Origin of the sequence: Aliiruegeria haliotis (genome assembly GCF_003003255.1) — a bacterium.
Classification (GTDB): domain Bacteria; phylum Pseudomonadota; class Alphaproteobacteria; order Rhodobacterales; family Rhodobacteraceae; genus Tropicimonas; species Tropicimonas haliotis.
Genome location: NZ_PVTD01000008.1, coordinates 38669 through 62150 on the forward strand (window position 1 = coordinate 38669; position 23482 = coordinate 62150).

Here is a 23482-nt window from a genome sequence, read left to right on the forward strand (position 1 = left end):
GAAAGCACCCGTCACTCACCTTCAGAAGCCACACCCAGCCCGGGCCAGCCACGCGAATTCGTTGGTCATCCGTGACAGTTCGACGGGGTAGGCCGGTGGTTCTGGAGTCAGTTCCTCCGGGCGGCGCCAATCCGACCCTTGGGGTGTGGCGGCGAAACGCTCCGCCATGGCAGGGTACTCCCTGCTCCGAAGTCCCCGCCGCTGCGCCTCTGCTACCAGCTCCCAACGCGTGGGCAGGTCCTCGACGCAAGAGCCCCGCATCAGCGGGACACGCCTCTGTTGGTGACGTGCTACAGGTACAGGACCGAGGCCACACTGAAGAAGATCAGCACGCCGAAGACATCGTTGGCGGTTGTAATGAAGATGCCGGTCGCCACCGCCGGATCCAGTTTCAGCGCCTTGAGCAGGAAGGGGATGAGCGCGCCAAACGTGCCTGCGATCACGGTGACCAGCGTCATCGAGATCAGGCAGGTCATCGCGAGCATTGGCGCCCTGTCGATGTCGATGACACTGGAGGCGAGCAAGACCAGACCCGCGACAACCGCCCCCACCAAGACCCCATTGAGGAGCGAGGCCAGCATTTCGCGCCCGAGCCGTGGCAGGAAATCTCCTTCCCAGCTCGTTCCGCGTCCGATGGCCTGAATCGACATGGTGGACGCCTGGATACCGACATTGCCAGCCGTGGCCATCACCACCGGGATGAAGCTGGCCAGGATCGCGGCACTTGTCAGCGCCTCTTCATAGGAGCCGATCACCGAGGCCGCGATGAAGGCACCAACCAGACCCCCAAGGATCCAGGGCAGGCGGCGTTTCACGATCTGCAAGGGCGGGTCGAACTCGCTCGCCTCAGGGGAAATGCCGCCCATGAGAAGCATGTCCTCTTCGGCTTCCTCCGAGGCAATCTCCCGCAGTTCCTTCGGCGTGATCCCTCCCAGCAGGACTCCGTTGGCATCGACGACGGCGATATTGTGAATGCGCTGCGCCTTGGCGATCGCCAGCACGTCTTCCTGATCGGTTTCCGACGTGACGTGGACCGAATCGGGCTGCATGATCGCGGCCACCGGCGTATCGTCCGGGTTCATGATCAGGTCGCGGCGGCGCACTGCGCCCTTCAGCCGGCCGGCATCGTCAACCACATAGACCCGTTCCAACCGATCGATTTCCTGCGCGACCGCGCGGATGTCGGCGATCACCTCCCCGACGGTGCCGCTTTCACGCGCGGTGAGGATGCCACGGCGCATGTGCGCGGCGGCATGATCCTCGTGCACTTCCAGCGCCGCCTTCAGCGCCTCGGCGTGGGGGTGCCCCTCCAGAAGGTCCAGCGCATATTCGTGTGGCAACTCGTCGAGCAGAGGAAATGCCTCGTCCGCATCCATCTTTTCGATCAGCTTGCGAAAGGTGCTGCGGGTCCGTTTCTTGGCCAGCACGGCATGCAGCTGCGGGTCGAGCTCGGCCAGAATGCGGATACCGGACTCGTCGGGCATCCATTCGAGCAGTCTGCGGGCATATTTCGACCGCAAGCGCACGAACAGCGACACCACGTCGGCGGGATGCCAGTGGCGAATGGTTGCCAGCACGCGCCTCCGGTCGCCGGCCTTGATCCACTTCTCGATCTGTTTGACGGCGGCCTTGTTCGTTGCTGCAGCAGTCTCTCCGCCCGACCCGTCCCAATGGGGCAGAACGCTGTTCTCGCTCATCGGGCCCTCCCGCATTGATCTTTCGACACAGCCTAACCATTTGCCCGTCGTCCAGCCACAGGAATGGTTCTCGCGACCTGACCCAAATGATCGCTTTCATCGCTCCGAGGGGAGCACGAGTCGGCCAGTAGATCGCCCGAGGCAGGGGCGCGTTTCAGGCCGCAGGCCTGCCGGGCCCGGCAGCGAGCAAGCGCGGCAGCGCGCCGCCGACCTGGCGGGTGCCCCCGCCCACGGATCAGTCTGCGGAAGTGTCGCGCCAGCGGTTCACGATCGGATAGCGACGGTCGAGCCAGAAAGCCCGCCGGGTCAGCCGGGCGCCGGGCGCTGCCTGGAACCGTTTGTATTCAGAGATGTAGACGAGATGCTCGACCTTTTTGGCATCCGCAAGGTCGAATCCTTCGGCCACCACGTCCGCAACGCTCTTATCCTCATCCACCAGCATTTCGAGGATCCGGTCCAGCACCGGATAGGGCGGCAGCGAATCCTCGTCCTTCTGATCCTCGCGCAGCTCTGCGGACGGCGGCTTCTCGATCACCCGGGGCGGGATCACTTCGCCCGCCGGCCCCATCATCCAGTCGCGATGATTGGCGTTGCGCCAGCGGCAGGTCTCGAAGACCCGCATCTTATAGAGATCCTTGATCGGGTTATAGCCGCCGGCCATGTCGCCATAGATCGTGGCGTAGCCAACCGCGACCTCGGACTTGTTTCCGGTTGTCAGCAGCATTTCCCCGAACTTGTTCGACAGCGCCATCAGCAGCAGACCGCGCAGGCGGGACTGGATGTTCTCTTCTGCCAGATCGGGGGGCCTGCCCTCGAACAGCGGCTCCAGCGCCGCTGTCACCGCGGCACGCGGCCCGGCGATTGGAAGGGTGTCGAGACGTGTGCCGAGGTTCCGCGCCACACCTTCGGCATCCTCCAGCGAGTGACCGGAGGTGTATTCGGACGGCAGCATCACGCACCGCACGTTCTCCGGTCCGATCGCGTCCGCCGCAATGGTGGCCACCAGCGCGGAATCGACCCCGCCGGAAAGCCCGAGCAGCACATTGGTGAACCCGGTCTTGCGCAGGTAGTCACGCAGCGATTCCACCATGACGCGATAATCCTGCTCCCACTCATCGGGCAGGTGCGCCATCTCGCCGGCCACGGCCTCCCAACCATCCGGCCCCTGAAGGAAATCCACATGTGCGATAGCTTCGTCGAAGACGGGCATCTGCACGACCAGTTTGCCATGCGGGTTCAGGACGAAGGAGCCACCGTCGAACACTTGGTCATCCTGGCCGCCAACCATGTTCAGATAGACCAGCGGCAGACCTGTCTCGACCACCCGGCTGACCATCTGTGTCATCCGGAAATCGCGCTTGCCTCGGAAATAGGGCGAACCGTTAGGCACCAGCAGGATCTCGGCGCCAGTCTCCTCAAGGGTCTCGCAGACATCGCCATGCCATGCGTCCTCGCAGATCGGTGTGCCGATGCGCGCAGCCCCGACCATGTAAGGTCCGTTCACGTCGCCGCTGGTGAACTGGCGTTTCTCGTCGAAGACATTGAAGTTCGGGAGGTGATGCTTGACGATCCGGGCGGCAACATCGCCCCCCTTAAGCACCACGTAGACATTGAACAGCTCCGCCCCCTCGTACCAGGGCAGGCCAATGCCAAGGGCGGGACCGTCGGCACATTCGGCGGCAAGTTCATGCATCACGCTCATGCAATCGGTCACGAAGGACGGCTTCATCACCAGATCCTGGCACTGGTAGCCCGCCAGGAACATTTCCGGCAGGGCCACCATGTCGGCTCCGGCGGCCTTGCCTTCGGCCCAGGCACGACGCGCCTTGGCGGCATTCTCGCGCAATGCGCCCACGGTCGGGTTCAACTGCGCCAGGGTCAGGCGGAATCGTGTCATGGGCTGGCTCCTTCGCGACAGGCCCGCGTCCGGACCCCGCGCTCTCTTAGCAGAACCGTTGGCGCATGGAAGCGCCTGCCCGCCCCCCCGGGCAAAAAGCGTTGCTCCGCCCCGAGGGGCGAATTAGGGTTGCGGCTCAAGCACAAGCGCCCGCCTGGGCCCCATTCCGGAGAGCAGACATGACCCACAAGGCTCGCGGTTACCTGATCGCCACGGCGATCTGCATGAGCCTTGCAGGCGCGGCACTGGCCCAGTCCGGAGACGTGCAGACCAAGCAATACGAGAATGGCGGGGTCTACGAAGGCACCTTCAAGGACGGGCTGCAACACGGCAAGGGCACGTACCGGCTGCCCAATGGCTACGAATACAGCGGCGACTGGGTCGAGGGCGAGATCCTCGGCCAGGGTATCGCGCGGTTCCCCGACGGTTCGGTCTACGAAGGCGCCTTTGCGAAGGGCAAGCCGAGCGGCGTCGGCAAGATCGTGTTCGCCAATGGCGGCACCTACGAAGGCGAGTGGGTCGAGGGCGAGATGACCGGCCAGGGCATTGCCAACTACGCCAACGGCGTGCGGTACGAGGGGCAGTTCACGAATGCCCTGCACGACGGTCAGGGCACCATGACCTCCCCCAACGGCTATATCTACGACGGCAGCTGGGTTGCCGGTGTCAAGGAGGGCAAGGGCACGATCACCTACCCAGATGGCGCTGTCTACGTCGGCAACCTGAGCCGCGGACAGCGCTCCGGGCAGGGCAAGCTGACCATGCCCGACGGGCTGGAGTACGAAGGGGCCTGGAAGGACGGGCAGATCAACGGCCTCGGCAAGCTCAAGCAGTCGAACGGCGACGTCTACGAAGGGCTTCTGGTCAACGGCCAGCGACAGGGCCACGGCAAGGTGACCTACGCAAATGGCGACATTTACGAAGGCGCCTTTGCAGAGGATCGCCGCCACGGTCAGGGCATTTTCCAGGGCGCCGATGGCTACCGCTACGAAGGCGACTGGCTCGAGGGCCGGATCGAGGGCAAGGGAAAGGTCACCTATCCTGACGGCTCGGTCTACGAAGGCGATTTCCTTGCGGACCTTCCTCACGGCAAGGGCAAGATCACCTACCCGGACGGCAATACCTATGACGGCGACTGGGTGGAGAGCGTGATCGAGGGCGAGGGGATCGCCACCTACGCCGACGGCCAGGTCTACGAGGGCAGTTTCGTCAATGCCCAGTACGATGGTATGGGCAGCATGACCTACCCCGATGGCTACAGCTATGTCGGCATGTGGTCCAAAGGTGTCCGCGAGGGCAAGGGCAAGGCCACCTATACCGATGGCTCAGTCTACGAGGGGAACTTCTCCGATGGCCAACGCTCCGGCCAGGGCACCCTGACGGCGCCGAGCGGCTTCACCTATACCGGCGAGTGGAAGGATGGCGAGATCGAAGGCAAGGGTATCGCCACCTATATCAACGGCGATATTTACGAAGGCACTTTCCGGGCCGGAAAACCCCAGGGCGAGGGCCTGATGCGCTACGCCACTGGCGAGGAACGCACTGGTGTCTGGGAAGATGGCCAGTTGATCGAAGCCTCCGAGCCGACGGCGTCCGCAGGCACCCAGGACGCGGAAGCCGCTGACGGACAGGCGCCGGAAGCCGACGGGACAGCGGCGGCGGGGAGCACCGAAACCTCCGGCAACTGAGGCCGTTCGTCATCGCCATTGCGTGGTCCCGCCCGAACTGCAAGCCGATCCCTTGAGGGAGAGACCCATGGCCGACACTACCATCTATCACATCCCGGTCTGTCCCTTTTCACAACGGGTCGAGATCCTGCTTGCCCTGAAGGGAATGCGGGACAGAGTCAGGTTCGAGGTCGTGGACATCACCCGGCCACGCCCTGACTGGCTTCTGGAAAAGACAGGCGGCACGACGGCCCTGCCGATACTGGAGACATCCGACGGTGCGATCCTAAAGGAGAGCCTCGTCATCCTGCGCTATATCGAGGAACTCTGGCCGACACCGGCGATCGCCCGGACGGCCCCTTACGAACGCGCGGTCGAACGGATGCTGATCGCCCGGGAAGGTGATTTCACCGCGACCGGCTATCGAATGGTCATGAACCAGGACGAGGCGAAGCGGGAGACGTTTCGCCGCCAGATGGACGAGCACTACCTGGGGTTCTCGGCCTTCCTCGCCCGCCACGCCAAAGGGGACACCTTCCTTTTTGAGGACTTCGGATTGGCCGAGGCCGTATTCACGCCAATGTTCATGCGGTTCTGGTTCCTTGAGCACTACGAGGGCTACACACTGCCAACCGGCCCCGACGCCGACCGGGTGCGGCGCTGGCACGCGGCGTGTCTCGACCACCCCAACGCCCAGCAGGTCAGCCAGAGGGAAATCGTGACACTGTACTACGATTACGCCCGGGGCGCCGGAAACGGAGCACTTCTGCCCGGCCGCGCACGGTCCAGTTTTGCCTTTGACCCGGACTGGAGCACACGTCCCGTTCCCCCCCCCGACAAGTATGGCCCCGCTGCCACGGATGCCGATCTGGGGCTTCTGTAGGGCTCAGATTCGGCCTTTCCTTTCGAGTTTTCACGCGTATAGTCTCGCCTATGTTGAACAACCGGCATATCCCTTTCGCCCCCGCGATTTCGCGGGCGCGTCCCTATGCCGGTCTTCTCCTTCTCCTTAGCCGCCTCTGAGCGTGCCGATCCGGCGCGTCCGCTCAGAGGAACTGGCAAGCGCGCCACAGGATTGAAGGACACCAAGGAACACATCATGACGAACCCACAAGACCGCGTTGTCATTTTTGACACGACCCTGCGCGACGGCGAGCAGAGCCCCGGCGCCACCATGACCCACGACGAGAAGCTGGAGATTGCCCAGATGCTCGACGAAATGGGTGTGGATATCATCGAGGCCGGATTCCCGATTGCCTCCGAAGGTGACTTTGAAGCCGTGCGCGACATCGCAGAGGTGACCAAACACTCGGTGATCTGTGGCCTGGCGCGCGCCAATTTCAAGGATATCGACCGCTGCTGGGAGGCCGTGCGCCATTCCGAACGGCCACGCATCCACACCTTCATTGGCACATCGCCACTGCACCGCGCCATTCCGAACCTGACCATGGACGAGATGGCCGACAAGATCCACGAGACCGTCACCCATGCACGCAACCTCTGCGACAATGTCCAGTGGTCGCCGATGGACGCCACCCGGACCGAGCACGACTACCTGTGCCGAGTGGTGGAGATCGCGATCAAGGCCGGCGCCACGACGATCAACATCCCCGACACTGTCGGCTACACCGCGCCACGAGAGTCAGCCGACCTGATCGCGATGCTGCTGGAGCGGGTGCCGGGCGCCGACGAGATCATTTTCGCCACCCACTGCCACAACGACCTGGGCATGGCGACCGCCAATGCGCTGGCCGCTGTGGACGCGGGTGCCCGGCAGGTCGAATGCACCATCAACGGGCTGGGCGAACGCGCGGGCAACACGGCCCTGGAAGAGGTCGTCATGGCACTCAAGGTGCGCAATGACATCATGCCCTACACCACCGGCATCGACACCACGAAGATCATGAACATCTCCCGTCGCGTGGCGGATGTGTCCGGCTTCCAGGTGCAGTTCAACAAGGCCGTGGTGGGCAAGAACGCCTTTGCCCACGAGAGCGGCATTCACCAGGACGGCATGCTGAAGAACCCGCAGAACTTCGAGATCATGCGGCCGGAGGACGTCGGGCTGTCGGCGACCAACCTCGTCATGGGCAAGCATTCGGGCCGTGCCGCACTGCGGGCCAAGCTGCATGACCTGGGGTACGATCTGGGCGACAACCAGCTGAAGGACGTGTTTGTCCGCTTCAAGGAATTGGCCGACCGCAAGAAGGAGGTCTACGACGACGACCTGATCGCGCTGATGCGCGACGCGGGATCGGAAGTCGACGACACGCTGAAGGTCCAGTTCCTGCGCGTGATCTGCGGCACCCAGGCGCCACAATCGGCCGATCTGGTGATGAGCGTCGAAGGGGTGGATCACATGGTGTCCGCCTCAGGGGACGGTCCGGTCGACGCGACCTTCAACGCAGTGAAGGAGATCTTCCCGCACAATGCGCATCTGAAGCTCTACCAGGTGCACGCGGTGACCCGTGGCACCGATGCCCAGGCCACAGTGACAGTGCGGCTGGAGGAAGACGGGCGGATCGTCACCGGCCAGTCCGCGGACACCGACACCGTCGTCGCCTCTGCCAAGGCCTATGTCGCGGCCCTGAACCGGCTGATCGTGCGTCGTCAGAAGACAGGTACGGACAAGAAGGAAATCGACTACCGCGACGTGGTACAGTGATCCGCCACAACGCCTGATGCGAAACAGACCGCGCCGCAGCCCCCTGCGGCGCGGTTTTTCGTTCCGGCTCAGGTCGCGCCGTCATCCTCGCCCGCGCCGTCGTCGCCACTGCCGAAATCTTTGGCTCCCTCCGCCGTCCCGACACCCTTTGCCGCGCCGGACGGGGCAACCGCGGCGACCGGAACCAGCGCGTCCTGATCCACCTTGAGATGCATGTCCGTCTGCGGGAACGGAATGGAGATCCCGGCGGCGTCAAAGGCCTCTTTCACCGAACGGTGCAGATCCCAGTAAACCGTCCAGTAATCCTCGCTCCGGACCCATGGCCGGACAATGAAATTGACCGAGCTGTCCGCCAGCTCGCCCACACGGATCACGGTTGCGGGGTCCTTCAGCACCATTGGATGCGCGGCAACGACCTCTTCCAAAACTCCCTGTGCCTGCTCGATCGAATCCTCGTAGCCGATGCCGAACACCAGGTCGACGCGGCGCTCCGTGGAGGCCGTGGTGTTGGTGATCACGTCGCCCCAGACCTTGGAATTCGGGATCACGATCACCTGGTTGTCCGGCGTGGTCACCGTGGTCGAAACCACGGACACCGACTGAACCGTGCCCGATGTGCCCCCCGCCGTGATGTAGTCGCCCTCGTCGAAGGGCCGGTTGAACATGATCATCAAACCTGCTGCGAGATTTCCCAGAGTGTCCTGCATGGCGAAGGCAATGATGAAGGAGGCACCACCGACAACGGCAAAGAGCGGCGTGATATCCACCCCCAGCATCGACATGACAACCATCAGCCCAATTGCAATGGTCAACCAGTAGACGACCATAGTCAGGAACGCCTGCAACAGCTTCGACAAGTCCGGCACCCGCGCAAACAACCGACGCGCATACCCCCGCACGACCCGGGCGACCAACAGCATGGCAAACAACGCAACAAGGAGCACGGATGCGTTCTTCAGCAACCCAAGCCCTCCTTCCGGTGAAACCATCCAGTTGCCGGCCATGGTGACAAGCGTTCGCAAGTCCGCCTGCTGCTTCTCTTCCAATAGGATCGCCGTCTGGTATGACCGATACCCAGTGACGACAGCTTCATCGCCACCCTTCTTTTCCAGATTGTCCACAACCGCATCAAAGCGACTGAAACCGTCGTCACGAACACGGGTCAGGTCGACGATGCTGTCCACCACATCCTGTGCCGGGGTCTGGCCACCGGTGCGGCTGGAAACTGTAGCCTCAACCACATCCTGCGTCTGCTCCTGAACGATACCCTGCCACGTTTTCGCCAGTTCGGAGAGTTGATCCACCGTCAGCGGAACAAGCCGAAGAGTGAACTCGTCCAGAGCCATGTCCATCGAATCGAGCCCGGCTGGCACCTCCGGTGCAACCTCCTCGCCCGGGGTCTCCGGCTCCGCAGGTGCCTCCGCAGTCGCCTCCGCCGGGGCCGCGGGATCGCCCTCGGTCTGGGCGTAAGCGGCAACCGGAAGAGCCAACGTTGCCAGCACCAGGCTGAAAACTCCAAATATCCGAAACACTTTCTGCATGATGTCCTCGAGTCGCAATTCCCTGAACCTACCCTCAATTCACCACCGGTATGCCGTTGCGGCAAGTCGTGATCGCCCCGACCGGGGATTCCCGCCGCGGCTTCGTTCATGAAGCAAGCAAACTGTTGATCCGTACAACCGATCCACAACCCCGCAAGACGGCGTTGCCAGGTCAGTGCCGTTTTTTTGCCAGTTGCGAAGTCGAACTCATTGCGAGCCGCACCACCGCGAGACCCCAGGCGTGTGTCCTTCCCCGGCGATGCCTATCACGCGGTCCCACTGCACGGGATGCAGGCAAACCGGCGGAGGGACGCCGATCCATGCTGCATTGACCCTTTTATACGTCGTCGGGCCCGACTATAACTCGCTCGTCCCGCGGCTAGGGGAGTCGCCGGGGCTCAATAGGCTATTGGCAAAAAAATAGAGCAGGACAACACATGGCGCTGTTTGGTGGATTGTTTTCCTCAGACATGGCAATCGACCTCGGGACGGCGAACACGCTTGTCTACGTGAAGGGCAAGGGTGTCATTCTCAACGAGCCCTCCGTTGTTGCCTATCACAACAAGAATGGCCGCAAGGAAGTGCTGGCAGTCGGGGAAGACGCGAAGATGATGCTGGGCCGCACGCCCGGCTCCATCGAGGCCATCCGCCCGATGCGCGAGGGCGTGATCGCGGATTTCGACACCGCGGAGGAGATGATCAAGCATTTCATCCGCAAGGTGCACAAGCGCACAACGTTCACCAAGCCGAAGATCATCGTCTGCGTGCCCCATGGCGCCACTCCCGTGGAGAAGCGCGCAATCCGGCAATCGGTCCTGTCCGCCGGTGCCCGACGCGCGGGCCTGATCGCGGAGCCGATCGCGGCGGCCATCGGTGCCGGCATGCCGATCACGGACCCGACGGGATCCATGGTCGTGGATATCGGCGGCGGCACGACTGAGGTGGCGGTGCTTTCGCTGGGCGACATCGTCTATGCCCGCTCCGTCCGTATTGGCGGCGACCGTATGGATGACGCGATCGTTTCCTACCTGCGCCGCCAGCAGAACATCCTTGTCGGCGACAGCACCGCGGAGCGCGTCAAGACCTCCATCGGGACCGCCCGCATGCCCGACGACGGGCGCGGTGCGTCGATGCAGATCCGTGGCCGCGACCTGCTCAACGGCGTGCCGAAGGAGACCGAAATCAACCAGGCCCAGGTGGCCGAAGCGCTGGCCGAGCCGGTGCAGGCGATCTGCGAGGCCGTGATGACGGCGCTCGAAGCCACCCCGCCGGATCTTGCCGCGGACATCGTCGACCGTGGCGTGATGCTCACCGGTGGCGGCGCGTTGCTGGGGGAACTGGACCTCGCCCTGCGTGAACAAACGGGGCTCGCAATCTCCGTGGCCGATGAGTCGCTGAATTGCGTTGCACTCGGGACCGGCAAGGCGCTGGAGTATGAAAAACAGCTGCGGCATGCGATAGACTACGACAGCTAATTCGAACACCGGACCGGAGCAGAAACGCCGGCCGGCGAGACGTGAGGCCGCGTGGCACGGAATCGAAACGCAGATGTCGACTATGTGAGCCCGGTGCGCCGCATCCTCGTGGGCGGCGTCATCCTGTTCTGCATCGCAGTATTCCTGATCTGGCGGATCGATTCCCCCCGGGTGGAGCGATTTCGCGCCAACATGATCGATCGTGTCGTGCCCGGATTCGAATGGGCCAGCGTTCCGCTCGCCCATTTCGCGGGCATGATCGACAATTTCGAATCCTACCAGCGCATCTACCAGCAGAACCGGGACCTTCGGCGCGAGTTGCAACAGATGAAAGCCTGGAAGGAGGCCGCCGTGCAGCTGGAGCAGCAGAATGCCAAGCTCCTGGCACTGAACAAGGTGCGGCTTGATCCGAAGCTCACCTCCGTCTCCGGCGTGGTCGTGGCCGATTCCGGGTCGCCCTTTCGCCAATCGGTTCTGCTCAACGTCGGAGAGCGGGACGGAATCAAGGACGGCTGGGCGACCATGGACGGGCTCGGGCTCGTCGGGCGAATCTCCGGTGTCGGGCAGAACACGTCCCGCGTGTTGCTGCTCACCGATGCGGCCAGCCGCCTGCCGGTAACGATCCAGCCATCGGGTCAGCGCGCAATCCTCGCGGGCGACAATTCTGCGGCACCTGCGATCGACTTCCTGGAGAGCCCGGACGACGTCCAGCCCGGTGACCGCGTGGTCAGCTCCGGCGACGGCGGCGTGTTCCCGTCAGGCATGCTTGTAGGCCAGTTGGCCCGCGGCCCCGACGGCCGCTTGCGCGTCTGGCTTGCCGCCGACTACGAGCGCCTGGAGTTCCTGCGCGTCCTGCGTAGCCACAAGGGAGAAGTCATTACCGATTCCAGCGGCCTGATCGTGCCGCCGCAACCCGAACCGGTGATCGAGGCCCCCGAGCCAGAGCAAGACGACGAGAGCACGGGCGATGGTTGATCCGATCACATCGCGGACCTGGGCCTACCGCGTGTTCTATGTCGCCCTGATCCTCGTTCTGGCCTTCGTGCAGTTGCTGCCGCTCGGCGCCTCGGCGGGCAAGCTGCCGGGACCGGACCTGATCGTGGCGGTCACGTTCGCCTGGGTTCTGCGGCGGCCGTCCTACGTGCCGGTACCGATCCTCGCGCCGCTCTTCCTGTTCCTCGACTTCCTGCTGCAACACCCGCCCGGGCTCGGCGCCGCGCTGATACTGGTGGGGACAGAAGTCCTGCGCGCCCGTCGCGACGTGTCGCGCAACCTGCCCTTTCCCTTCGAATGGGCCATGGTGACGGCGGTGATGGTGGCGTTGGTCGGGCTGAACCAGATTGCGCTGACCATCACGATGCTCGACCGCCCGCCATTGGGGCAGGCGATTCTTCGCGCGCTTTTTACCGCCGCGGCCTATCCATTGGTGGTGCTTGTGTCGCATTATGCATTCGGGGTTCGCGCCGCCGACCCGAACGAAGCTGACGCATTGGGGAGCCGCCTGTGAGACGCCCGCCCAAAGATACCGAAGAAAGCGCCCGCCGCATCACCCGACGTGGGCTGGTGCTTGGCGCCGGCATGCTCGGGTTCATGGGCGTACTTTCCGCCCGGATGCGCTATATGCAGGTCGATCAGGCGGAAGAGTTCCGACTTCTCGCTGAAGAGAACCGGATCAACATTCGGTTGATCCCCCCCGCGCGCGGCCTGATTTTCGACCGGACCGGCACACCCATCGCGGAGAACGTGCAGAACTATCGCATCGTGATCGTGCGCGAAGACGCCGGCGATCTCGAGGAGACCTTTGCCCGGCTGCGCGCCCTTGTGCCCCTTTCTGACGACGACGTCGAACGCGCCATGCGCGAAATCAAACGCCGAAGTCCCTTCGTGCCGGTGACAATCGCCGACCAACTGGCCTGGGAGGATGTGGCAGAGGTCGCCGTGAATGCCCCCGCGCTGCCCGGCGTGACGCCGGAGGTAGGCCTGACACGGCACTACCCTTTGACCGACGACTTTGCACATGTCGTGGGCTATGTCGGCCCGGTCTCCGACTACGACCTCTCCAAGCTGGAGAACCCCGACCCGCTGCTCCAGATCCCGAAGTTCCAGATCGGCAAGGTCGGGCTGGAGGCCAAGAGGGAGGACCAGCTGCGCGGGTCCGCGGGCACCAAACGAATCGAGGTGAACGCCGGGGGCCGCGTCATGCGCGAGCTGTCCCGACAGGAGGGCCAAAAGGGCGCCGACCTGCAATTGACGATCGATCACGGGCTGCAGAACTTCGTGAACGCCCGGCTCGTGGGCGAAAGCGCGGCTTCGGTTGTCATGGACGTGACGTCGGGTGACGTGCTGGCAATCGCCTCCGCCCCATCCTTCGACCCCAACCTTTTCGTCCGCGGCATTTCCGTGAAGGACTATCGGACGCTGACGGAGGACGATCACCGCCCGCTTGCCGACAAGTCGGTGCAGGGCACCTATCCGCCTGGCTCGACCTTCAAGATGGTGACAGCGCTGGCCGCCCACGAGGCCGGCGTCGTCACGGCGGGCGAGACGATCTACTGCGGCGGCTACAAGAAGCTTGGCACACGGCGGTTCCATTGCTGGAAGCGGGGCGGGCATGGCTATGTCGATCTCAACGACAGCCTGATGCGATCCTGCGATGTCTACTACTACGAGTTGGCAGAGCGCGTCGGGATCGAGAAGATCTCCGAGATGGCCCGCAAGCTCGGCATTGGCATCCGCCACGACCTGCCGATGTCCGCCGTCGCGGAGGGACTCGCCCCCACGAAGGCCTGGAAACAGGCTCGCCGACAGGAAAGCTGGATGGTGGGTGACAGTTTGAACGCCTCCATCGGGCAGGGTTTCGTGCTTGCCTCCCCCCTCCAACTCGCGTTGATGGCCGCCCGGATTGCGACCGGCGAAGGCATCCACCCACGGCTGGTGAAATCCATCGACTCTGTCGAGCAGCCGGTCGTGACCGACGGTCCGCTGGACCTGAGCCCCACAACGCTCTCGCAGGTGCGCAAGGCGATGTACAACGTCTCCAACTCGCGACGAGGCACCGCCTACCGGTCCCGCCTGCTGCCCGATGAGTTCAAACTCGCCGGGAAGACCGGAACCAGCCAGGTTCGCTCGGTTGTGGTCGACAACAAGAACGTGCCGTGGGAGCAGCGCGACCACGCACTCTTTGTCTGCTTTGCGCCCTACCACGATCCGAAAATCGCGGTTTCCGTGGTGGTGGAACACGGCGGCGGCGGTTCGAAAGCCGCAGCCCCGGTTGCCCGGGACATCGTCGCACGCGCCCTTCACGGAGACATTCCGCCACTGGACATCTTCCCTTCGGGCGTTCGGGCCGAGGTCGAGGAGAAATTCAACGCCATGCCGCTCCGTCGCGAAGACGGCTTCGCCAAGCCAAGCGACCGGGCCTGAAGCGCGCATGTCCTATCTAGAGTATCGCGTCCAGACCGTCCCGACCGGGATCTCCAAGATCCTCTACCTGAACTGGGGTCTGGTCCTACTCCTGACAGCAGTGTCCTCGGTCGGCTTCCTGATGCTGTACTCGGTCGCTGGCGGTTCCCTGCAACCCTGGGCCGAACCGCAGATGAAACGCTTTGCGCTTGGCATGGCGGGCATGTTCGTCATCGCAATGGTGCCGGTATACTTCTGGCGAAATGTTGCGGCCGTTGCCTATGCGGGGTCGATCGGATTGCTGCTGGCGGTGGAGCTTTTTGGCACCGTCGGCATGGGGGCGCAGCGCTGGATCGATATCGGCTTCATGCGACTCCAGCCCTCCGAACTGACCAAGATCACCCTCGTGATGTTCCTTGCCGCCTATTACGACTGGCTCGATATCAAGAAGGTCAGCCGGATCTTTTGGGTCATCCTGCCCGTTTTCTTCATCCTGTTGCCGACCTTCCTCGTGCTGCGCCAGCCCGATCTCGGCACGGCAATCCTGCTGGTGGCGGGCGGTGGTATCGTGATGTTTGCCGCCGGGGTGCACTGGGCCTATTTCGCCGCGGTCATCGGCGCAGGCATCGGCCTGATCTCGGCCGTGTTCCAGTCCCGAGGCACCACCTGGCAATTGCTCAAAGATTATCAATACCGACGGATCGACACATTCCTGGATCCTGAAAGCGACCCGCTGGGGGCCGGCTACCACATTACACAGTCGAAGATCGCCCTTGGATCTGGTGGCTGGACCGGGCGCGGTTTCATGCAGGGCACGCAATCCCGGCTGAACTTCCTGCCGGAGAAACACACCGATTTCATTTTCACCACGCTGGCGGAGGAGTTCGGCTTCGTTGGTGCGGCCTCGCTGCTCACGCTCTATGCGCTGATCATCGTCTTCTGCCTCGCTTCCGCGTTCACCAACAAGGACCGCTTCGCATCGCTGCTGACCATCGGCATCGCGGCAACCTTCTTCCTGTTCTTCGCGGTGAACATGTCCATGGTCATGGGCCTCGCTCCGGTCGTGGGTGTTCCCCTGCCGCTGGTCAGCTACGGCGGATCGGCGATGCTGGTTCTGCTCGCGGCCTTCGGGTTGGTGCAATCGGCCCACATCCATCGCCCAAGGGAACGCGCATGACGCTCAACATCCTTTTCTCCGCCCGTCCGGAGGCCTGGTTCGAATACGAAGGCCACCTCGCCCACGCGCTGGCAGAGACGGGGCTGGACGCCCGCATCTCCCCCGACCTCGGTCCCGCAGAGACGATAGATTACATCGTCTACGCGCCCTCCTCCGGCCTGTCGGACTTTACCCCGTTCAGCCGTCTCAAGGCCGTGCTCAGCCTCTGGGCCGGTGTCGAGGGGATCATTGGCAATGAGACCATTCGCGTGCCGCTCACCCGCATGGTCGATGCCGGCCTGACCGAGGGTATTGTGGAATGGGTCGTCGGACACACGCTGCGTCACCACCTGAACATCGACCACACGCTCGCGCATCAGTCCGGTGAGTGGGTCCGGCACTTCCCGCCGCTTGCCCGACACCGCCACGTGACCATTCTTGGCCTCGGTGCGCTCGGCCGGGCCTGTGCGGAGGCGCTCGCGGCCCTCAACTTCCCTGTCACCGGATGGAGCCGAAGCCCACGCGACGTCCCGGGCATCACCTGCCTGTCAGGACCGCAGGGGCTGGAGGAAGCGCTCGCTACGGCAGAGATCGTGATCCTGCTCCTGCCGCTGACACCGGGCACGGAGAACCTGCTCAACGAAGCCCATATCGGCCAGTTGCCGCAAGGAGCGGTTATCATCAACCCCGGCCGAGGCCCGCTGATCGATGACGATGCCCTGCTGGCGGCCCTCGATTCCGGACGAATTGAGCACGCCACTCTCGACGTGTTCCGTGTTGAGCCGCTGCCGCCGGATCACCGCTTCTGGGCACATCCCAAGGTCACGGTCACCCCGCATATCGCATCGGAAACGCGGGCGGAAACCGCATCACAGGTGATCGCGGAGAACATCCGCCGCAGCGAAGCCGGAGAGCGGTTCCTCCACCTGGTCGACCGGTCCCTGGGCTACTGACATCGCGAGGTCAGTGCGGACGACGGCGTCCGGAGAACCCGGAAGCCGCGTCAGATGAACGGAACGAATGGCACCCCGCAGCCAGACAACAGGGCAAGCATCGTCAGCGCACCAAGCCACCTCATGCCGCCACCTCCCGCTTCAGGATCACCGAGCCCACGGAGTAGCCGGCGCCGAAGGAGCAAATCAGCCCGATCTCGCCCGCTGCCATGTCCGCCGAATGCTGTGCAAAGGCGATGATCGAGCCTGCCGACGACGTGTTCGCGTAGTCTTGGAGGATATTCGGCTGCTCCTCCGGGGAGGGCACCCGCCCCATGACCTTCTTTCCGATGAAGTCGTTCATCGTCTTGTTTGCCTGGTGCAACCATATCCGCTTCAGGTCACCCTGCGAGACCCCTTCATCCGCCATATGCTGCGCAATGTGGTTGGAGACGAGGGGCAACACCTGTTTGAAGACCTTGCGACCCTCCTGCATGAACAGCATGTCGCGCCGGTCCTGCATGTGACCGTCGCGCGTGCGGCGCAGGAAGCCATTGTTGTTGCGGATATTGTTGGAAAACTCGGTGGCACACCGTGTCGAGAGGATGGTGAAATGGGCGCCGCGCGCGTCCTCCTCCCGCTCGATCAGGACGGCGGTGCAGACATCACCGAAAATGAAGTGGCAATCGCGGTCGCGCCATTCGAGGTGCGCCGAGCAGATCTCCGGGTTCACGACGAGCGCCTTGCGGATCGACCCGGCACGGATCATGTCCGCCGCCGCCTGGATGCCGAAGGTGGCCGAGGAACAGGCCACGTTCATATCGAAGCCGAACCCGCCGCAGCCCAGCAATTGCTGGATCTCCACCGCGATGGCCGGATAGGCCCGTTCATGGTTCGAAGCTGCACAGATCACGGCATCGACGTCGGAGGCATCGACTTGGGCCATTGCCAGCGCCTTCCGACAGGCATCCACCGCCATTTCCGCCATGATGCCGGGCTCCTCGTCGGAGCGTGCCGGCAACTGCGGGTGCATGACCTCCGGGTCCAGAATGCCGGACTTGTTCATCACGAACCGGTTCTCGATGCCGGAGGCATGGACGATGAACTCGGAGGAAGAATGGGCCATGGGCTCGATCTCGCCGGCTGCAATCGCGGCGGCGTTTTCGGCATTCATACGGTCGGCATAGGCGTTGAAGGCAACCACCAACTCGTCGTTGGTAATGACCTCCTCAGGCGTGAAGACCCCGGTTCCCGTGATCGCTGGCTGGTGCATTGAGGCGCTCCTTTCGAGTGTCCGTCAATGAACCCGCCTGCGCGGAAACGTCAAGAGGCGTGGGCCGCAGCGGATGCGGCACCGGATCTTTTGCCGTAACGAAATGGCGCGAGAAGACCTCTGCATAGCTGGCGTAGCGATAGCCGAAGTTGCGAGCAAGGAAAGCGTCCCGGCGTTCGCGAAACAGCTTTGGCAAAGCGTACCAGGGAACGCCCGGGTGCATGTGGTGCACAACGTGCAGATTGTTGTTGAGAAAGAGGAAGGCGAGAAGGCCCCGATCCTCGATGATCACCGTGCGTCCGGCGCTGTCGGCATGGGCCTGGTGTTCAAGGAAGGTCCGGATTTTCAGGATCGACAATGACGCATAGGCGGCAATGGCATAGGCCCAGAGCGGCATCGGCGACAGGGCAACCAGCCAAAGCACAAGGACCACCGCCGGGACATGCCACAGCCAGGCCACGGCAACTGCCCGGTCACCATTGCGGATCGCCATCCAGTCGCTGGACATGAAGCAGACCTGCGCCACCAATGGCCCGACAATTAGCCGGCCAAAGAGCGTGTTGTTGAACCGGAGGATTGCCTGCATCACGGCCGGCAGCCGCCCCCAGACCGCCGGGTCCATGTAGTTCGATTCCGGGTCGTCATAGGGGTCTGTGAGCGTTTCATCGCTGTGATGGGCGAGGTGTGTGTCACGAAACCGCTGATACGGGATCAGCAATGTCAGTGCGGGGGCGACGAGCAGTTCGTTCAGGCGCGGGTTCCGGAAAGGATGGCCGTGGATCATCTCGTGTTGCAGAGAGGAATGCAGCGCCCCCGCCAGCGCGGTCAGCGCGATGCCAGCGGGCAGCCAGAATACGCTCATCCAGGTGATCCCGATTCCCCAGGCCAGGTAGCACGCAAAGGCAAGAGCAAGGGTGGGCCATTCGATCGCCGGGATATGTCGCGCCATGAAGTCTCCGCTTTGCAGGGTAACAGATTGATGTCACATGCTTATGTGTACCATCGCACCGACCGCCCCAGACACGGGGGACTTCGCGACATTTTTACCAATCTGGTGACATTTTCCACTGGCCGGGACATTTGTCACCGACTGGGTTGGAGCTAGCGCAGGTGCGACAGGCGCTCGGACAATGCCTCTGCAAGCCGGTCGGGCGGCACGTCCTCCCCGAGCCAGTCCAGAAGCGGGCGAAGGCCTTCCGGGTTCTGATCGAAACTGGCGTGATCAAGCATGTAGCTCCGCTCGGGAAAGCGTTGGTGCGCCAACTCGAACCGGTGGATGGTCTCGTGGAGCATGTCGACAACGGCATCATGATCCCGGTCCTGCCACCACCCGGAATGGGACACGGCCTCCGGATCGCGGGTCAGGAAGATGATGCGGGAGTCCTCGAAATGGCGGAGGATGAAGCTGACAACGGCTTCGAACGACTCGTCGGTCATCGTGTCAGCGGTGTAGCCGATACCGCTGAATCCCGCTACACGGGTTCCCTCGGGAGGCACGAGAATGTGTTGCACGAAGCTTCGCGCCATCGACCGGGCAAACCGCTGCGGCTGGATCTCGCCCGCGCCGTACCATGGCGTCCTTGGCCCTGAATCCCCGTCCTCCAGACGTCGTTTTGTGATCCGGGCGACGCGGGCGGCTTCCACCAGAGGTTCCAGCACACCACCGTTCTGACCGCGAATGCAGGCCCCCTCGATCGCATTCAGGGCCATCATCAAGGCGGTGGAACCGGAGCGACCGTAGGTGACGACGAACACGTGCTTCATGGGGATCCTTGTGGTGGTCGAACTGCCTTGGCCCCCTGTAACACGTGCCGTCCGGATTGAAAGGCGGACAAGCTGTAACGGCAGGGTCGAGGTTTCCCATTGGCCCGGCGCCGATCCATGCTAGCAAAGCGGCAGGCAAGAAATCACGTGCGGAGGCAACATGGACCAGGTCACACAGGCCGAGACGATGGTTTTCTCGGGCTTCTTCATCGCCATCATCATTGGCGCCCTCGCCGGCTGGCTTGCGGGCAAGCTTGTTGCCGGTGGCGGGTTCGGCTTTCTGGGGAACACCATCCTCGGGATCGGTGGCGCCTTGTTGGCGAACTGGCTGCTGCCACAGATCGGACTGGACTTCGGATCCGGTTTCTTCGGATCGGTGCTGTCCGCTGCAATCGGTGCGGCGATCGTGCTCGTGGCAATCCGGATCATCAAGCGGATCTGATCTGGCCGCAGGCTTTGGGCACGCCTCTGGCCGGCCCTCTCCGCGCAGGGCCGGTTTCTCGCCCCGAGGCAGTGGCCGAGCCACGTCACAGCGCCGCCGACATCAACCGGCGCGACACCTTGGGAGGTTGGTCCTGCGGTTAGAGGCGTGACGGGGCATTCGTTGCTCGCGCCCCGAACCACTACTCCTCCTGAAGCGCCAACACCTCGATCTCGCCTTCCCGGCGGACCTTCATCGCAAGTGCCGTGGCATGGGCCGCGGCGAGCGTGGTGTAGTAGGGGATGCGATCCATCAGCGCGACGGCCCGCATCTCCCGGCTGTCCTCCACCGCCTGTGCGCCTTCGGTGGTGTTCAGCACCAGATGCACGCGCCCGTCCTTCATCACGTCAACGATGTTCGGTCGACCTTCGTAGACCTTGTTCACGACGTCGGCCGGAATGCCTTTCCCCTCCAGGAATTTCGCCGTGCCACGGGTGGCGATGATCGAGAAGCCCAGTTCGTGCAGGGTACGTCCGGTCTCTTCGAGGATCCCGGTCTTGTCGTCCGGCTTGATCGACAGGAACACGGTGCCATCCTCCGGCAATTGCGCACCGGCCCCCATCTGCGCCTTGAGGAAAGCGCGGTGGAAATTGGCATCCGAGCCCATGACCTCGCCCGTCGAGCGCATCTCCGGACCAAGGATAGTGTCCACACCCGGGAAACGGGCGAAGGGCATGACGGCTTCCTTGACGGCAAAGGTGTCGATCTGCGGATCGATGAGGTCGAACGCGTCGAGGGTCTCCCCTGCCATCAGCCGCGCGGCAATGGAGGCGATCGGCGATCCCACGGCCTTGGCCACGAAGGGCACCGTCCGCGAGGCACGCGGGTTCACCTCGATGAGGTAGATCACGTCGTCCTTGATCGCGAACTGCACATTCATCAGGCCGACCACGTTGAGCGCCAGCGCGAGCGCCTCCGATTGCCGCTTCAGCTCCGCGATCATCCCGGACGACAGCGAATACGGCGGCAGCGAACAGGCGGAATCGCCGGAATGCACCCCGGCCTCTTCGATGTGCTGCATGATCCCGGCGACGTGGACCGTCTTTCCGTCGCACAGCGCATCAACGTCGATCTCCGTGGCGCCGGACAGATAGCTGTCCAGAAGCACCGGGCTGTCGCCGGAAACGACCACGGCCTCGGAAATGTAGCGTTCCAGTTGCGCGGTATCGCGGACGATCTCCATCGCGCGCCCCCCAAGGACATAGGAGGGGCGGATGACCAGCGGGAAACCGATCTCCTCCGCGATCCGCATGGCTTCGGCATCCGAGGAAGCGATGCCATTCTTGGGCTGTTTAAGGCCCAGCTCGTTCACCAGCGCCTGGAACCGCTCGCGATCCTCGGCGAGGTCGATGGCGTCCGGCGTGGTGCCGAGGATCGGAATACCGGCCTCTTCGAGATCGTTGGCCAGGTTCAGCGGCGTCTGGCCGCCGAATTGCACGATCACCCCGTGCAGTGTGCCGTTTTCCTGCTCGACACGGAGAATTTCCATCACGTGTTCGAAGGTCAGCGGCTCGAAGTAGAGGCGGTCGGAAGTGTCGTAGTCGGTGGAGACCGTCTCCGGGTTGCAATTGACCATGATGGTCTCGTAGCCCGCCTCCGTCAGCGCGAAACAGGCGTGACAGCAGCAATAGTCGAACTCGATCCCCTGGCCGATCCGGTTCGGGCCACCCCCGAGGATGACAACCTTCTTCTTGTCGGAGGGACGTGCCTCGCACTCCGCCTCGCCCATCGCCGGCACTTCGTAGGTCGAGTACATGTACGGCGTCTGCGCCTCAAACTCGGCGGCACAGGTGTCGATGCGCTTGAACTGCGCGACCACGCCGAGGTTTTCCCGAGCCCGGCGAATGTTGGCCTCGTCCCGGCCGGTCAGCTTGGCAAGACGGGCATCGCTGAAGCCCATCATCTTGATCCCGCGCAGGCCGGCTTCGTCGAGCGGCAGGCCTTCCTTGCGGATCCGCGCTTCAGCTCCCACGATTTCGCGGATACGGGCGAGGAACCACGGATCGAAGGCGGTGATCTCCCGGATCTCCTCGTCGGAGAACCCGAAGCGCATGGAATGGGCAATCACGCGAAGGCGGTCCGGCGTCTTCTCGGACAGTGCCCGGGTCAGGGCCTTGTCGATGGCCATCTGCGCGGTCTCGTCCTTGCCGACAAGGATCTGCGGAACCAACGGGTCATCGCAATCCGACATCGTCAGCTGGTGCGGCCCGGGCATGCCATCGATATCGACCTCGTCGAAGCCGGTCAGGCCGGTTTCCATCGAGGCCAGCGCCTTTTGCAGCGACTCGTGAATCGTGCGGCCGATGGACATGGCCTCGCCCACCGACTTCATCGCGGTCGTCAGTTCCGGCTTCGATCCGGGGAACTTCTCGAACGCGAAGCGCGGGATCTTCGTCACGACATAGTCGATGGTTGGCTCGAAACTGGCCGGCGTCACCTTGGTGATGTCGTTGTCGAGCTCGTCCAGCGTGTACCCCACGGCGAGCTTCGCGGCGATCTTGGCAATCGGGAAACCTGTGGCCTTCGAGGCCAGGGCCGAAGAACGGGACACGCGCGGGTTCATCTCGATCACGACCATGCGGCCGTCGTCGGGGTTGATCGCCCATTGCACGTTGGAGCCGCCGGTCTCCACGCCGATCTCGCGCAACACGGCAATCGAACCGTTGCGCATGATCTGATATTCCTTGTCGGTCAGCGTCAGCGCTGGGGCCACGGTGATCGAGTCGCCGGTATGCACACCCATTGGATCGACGTTCTCGATTGCGCAGACGATGATCGCATTGTCCGCCCTGTCGCGAACCACCTCCATCTCGAACTCCTTCCAGCCGAGCAGGGATTCGTCGATCAGGATCTGGTTGACGGGCGAGGCGTCGAGTCCGGTCTTGCAATAGTACTCGTAATCATCGCGGTTGTAGGCCACGCCGCCGCCGGTGCCGCCCAGCGTGAAGGCCGGGCGGATGATTGCCGGCAACCCCACATGCTCCAGCGCATCGAGGCATTCCTCCATCGTGTTGGCGATGACGGCTTTGGGGTTTTCCAACCCGATGCGATCCATTGCCTCCCGGAAGAGCTTGCGGTCCTCGGCCATTTCGATGGCCTCCCGGTGGGCACCGATCAACTCGACGCCGAACTTCTCCAGCACGCCCATATCGGCCAGCGCGAGCGAGGTGTTCAGCCCGGTCTGTCCACCCATGGTAGGCAGAAGCGCATCGGGGCGCTCCTTCTCGATGATCTTGGCGACGACCTCCGGGGTGATCGGTTCAATGTAGGTGGCGTCGGCCAGCCCGGGGTCGGTCATGATCGTCGCGGGATTGGAGTTCACGAGGATGACCCGATAGCCCTCTTCGCGCAGGGCTTTGCAGGCCTGGGCGCCGGAATAGTCGAACTCGCAGGCCTGCCCGATGACGATGGGCCCTGCTCCGATGATCATGATGGACGAGATATCGGTACGTTTAGGCATGGGCGAGTCTCCGGGCAGCGGGCTATCGGCAAATTGACTGCGTTATAGACAGCGCGCCCGGCGGCGCAAGCC

17 protein-coding genes are annotated in these 23482 nt (G+C 63.4%); 10 read left to right on the plus strand and 7 right to left on the minus strand.

Going from position 1 to position 23482, the window contains the following annotated elements; translation table 11 throughout:
* Positions 1-290: 290 nt before the first annotated feature.
* Together mgtE and CLV78_RS17070 are read right to left on the minus strand one after the other, a co-directional pair.
* On the minus strand, positions 291-1697 hold the full coding sequence (mgtE, locus tag CLV78_RS17065; RefSeq protein ID WP_158263586.1) for a magnesium transporter: 1407 nt from the start codon (positions 1695-1697) through the stop codon (positions 291-293).
* Between the two features lie 235 nt (positions 1698-1932).
* Complete coding sequence (locus CLV78_RS17070; RefSeq protein WP_106206275.1) at positions 1933-3594, minus strand: NAD+ synthase; 1662 nt, start codon at positions 3592-3594, stop codon at positions 1933-1935.
* A gap of 179 nt (positions 3595-3773) precedes the next feature.
* On the opposite strand from CLV78_RS17070, the gene CLV78_RS17075 reads away from it, so the two are divergent.
* The 3 genes from CLV78_RS17075 to CLV78_RS17085 all read left to right on the plus strand — a co-directional run bounded on the left by CLV78_RS17075 (position 3774) and on the right by CLV78_RS17085 (position 7926).
* Positions 3774-5282, plus strand: coding sequence for an MORN repeat-containing protein (locus CLV78_RS17075; protein ID WP_106206277.1), 1509 nt, complete (start codon positions 3774-3776; stop codon positions 5280-5282).
* A gap of 67 nt (positions 5283-5349) precedes the next feature.
* Positions 5350-6144, plus strand: coding sequence for a glutathione S-transferase family protein (locus tag CLV78_RS17080; RefSeq protein WP_106206279.1), 795 nt, complete (start codon positions 5350-5352; stop codon positions 6142-6144).
* Positions 6145-6360: 216 nt separating this feature from the next.
* Positions 6361-7926 carry a 2-isopropylmalate synthase gene (locus tag CLV78_RS17085; RefSeq protein WP_106206547.1) on the plus strand — a complete coding sequence of 522 codons (1566 nt, stop codon included), beginning with the start codon at positions 6361-6363 and terminating at the stop codon, positions 7924-7926.
* 68 nt (positions 7927-7994) lie between these two features.
* On the opposite strand, the gene CLV78_RS17090 is transcribed toward CLV78_RS17085, so the two are convergent.
* Positions 7995-9467 carry a mechanosensitive ion channel family protein gene (locus CLV78_RS17090; RefSeq protein WP_106206281.1) on the minus strand — a complete coding sequence of 491 codons (1473 nt, stop codon included), beginning with the start codon at positions 9465-9467 and terminating at the stop codon, positions 7995-7997.
* Positions 9468-9904: 437 nt separating this feature from the next.
* Between CLV78_RS17090 and CLV78_RS17095 the strand changes: the two genes are divergently transcribed.
* The 6 genes from CLV78_RS17095 to CLV78_RS17120 are packed head-to-tail and all read left to right on the plus strand — an operon-like array spanning position 9905 to position 16453.
* Entirely contained in the window at positions 9905-10942 is a 1038-nt protein-coding gene (locus CLV78_RS17095; protein WP_106206283.1) for a rod shape-determining protein, read from the plus strand.
* A gap of 51 nt (positions 10943-10993) precedes the next feature.
* The gene (gene mreC / locus CLV78_RS17100) at positions 10994-11917 is read left to right on the plus strand and encodes a rod shape-determining protein MreC (RefSeq protein ID WP_106206285.1); all 924 of its coding nucleotides are present in this window, start codon (positions 10994-10996) and stop codon (positions 11915-11917) included.
* Positions 11910-12449: a rod shape-determining protein MreD gene (locus CLV78_RS17105; RefSeq protein ID WP_106206287.1), complete on the plus strand. Its 540-nt coding sequence runs from the start codon at positions 11910-11912 to the stop codon at positions 12447-12449. Before mreC ends, CLV78_RS17105 begins: the two co-directional genes overlap by 8 nt.
* The gene (gene mrdA, locus CLV78_RS17110; protein ID WP_106206289.1) at positions 12446-14365 is read left to right on the plus strand and encodes a penicillin-binding protein 2; all 1920 of its coding nucleotides are present in this window, start codon (positions 12446-12448) and stop codon (positions 14363-14365) included. Before CLV78_RS17105 ends, mrdA begins: the two co-directional genes overlap by 4 nt.
* 7 nt (positions 14366-14372) lie before the next feature.
* Positions 14373-15521, plus strand: a complete 1149-nt coding sequence (gene rodA / locus CLV78_RS17115) for a rod shape-determining protein RodA (RefSeq protein ID WP_106206291.1) — start codon at positions 14373-14375, stop codon at positions 15519-15521.
* Positions 15518-16453 carry a 2-hydroxyacid dehydrogenase gene (locus CLV78_RS17120; RefSeq protein ID WP_106206293.1) on the plus strand — a complete coding sequence of 312 codons (936 nt, stop codon included), beginning with the start codon at positions 15518-15520 and terminating at the stop codon, positions 16451-16453. Before rodA ends, CLV78_RS17120 begins: the two co-directional genes overlap by 4 nt.
* 121 nt (positions 16454-16574) lie before the next feature.
* Here the strand turns inward: CLV78_RS17120 and CLV78_RS17125 are convergent, their stop codons facing one another.
* The 3 genes from CLV78_RS17125 to CLV78_RS17135 form a co-directional block, all read right to left on the minus strand.
* Positions 16575-17705 carry a beta-ketoacyl-ACP synthase III gene (locus CLV78_RS17125; protein ID WP_106206295.1) on the minus strand — a complete coding sequence of 377 codons (1131 nt, stop codon included), beginning with the start codon at positions 17703-17705 and terminating at the stop codon, positions 16575-16577.
* On the minus strand, positions 17662-18654 hold the full coding sequence (locus CLV78_RS17130; protein ID WP_106206297.1) for a fatty acid desaturase: 993 nt from the start codon (positions 18652-18654) through the stop codon (positions 17662-17664). The genes CLV78_RS17125 and CLV78_RS17130 overlap by 44 nt, the downstream gene beginning before the upstream one ends.
* A gap of 152 nt (positions 18655-18806) precedes the next feature.
* Entirely contained in the window at positions 18807-19469 is a 663-nt protein-coding gene (locus CLV78_RS17135) for a sulfotransferase (protein ID WP_106206299.1), read from the minus strand.
* A 160-nt stretch (positions 19470-19629) separates the two neighbouring features.
* Between CLV78_RS17135 and CLV78_RS17140 the strand changes: the two genes are divergently transcribed.
* Positions 19630-19911 carry a GlsB/YeaQ/YmgE family stress response membrane protein gene (locus CLV78_RS17140; RefSeq protein ID WP_245925138.1) on the plus strand — a complete coding sequence of 94 codons (282 nt, stop codon included), beginning with the start codon at positions 19630-19632 and terminating at the stop codon, positions 19909-19911.
* A 181-nt stretch (positions 19912-20092) separates the two neighbouring features.
* Here the strand turns inward: CLV78_RS17140 and carB are convergent, their stop codons facing one another.
* On the minus strand, positions 20093-23410 hold the full coding sequence (gene carB, locus CLV78_RS17145; protein ID WP_106206301.1) for a carbamoyl-phosphate synthase large subunit: 3318 nt from the start codon (positions 23408-23410) through the stop codon (positions 20093-20095).
* Positions 23411-23482: the final 72 nt, after the last annotated feature.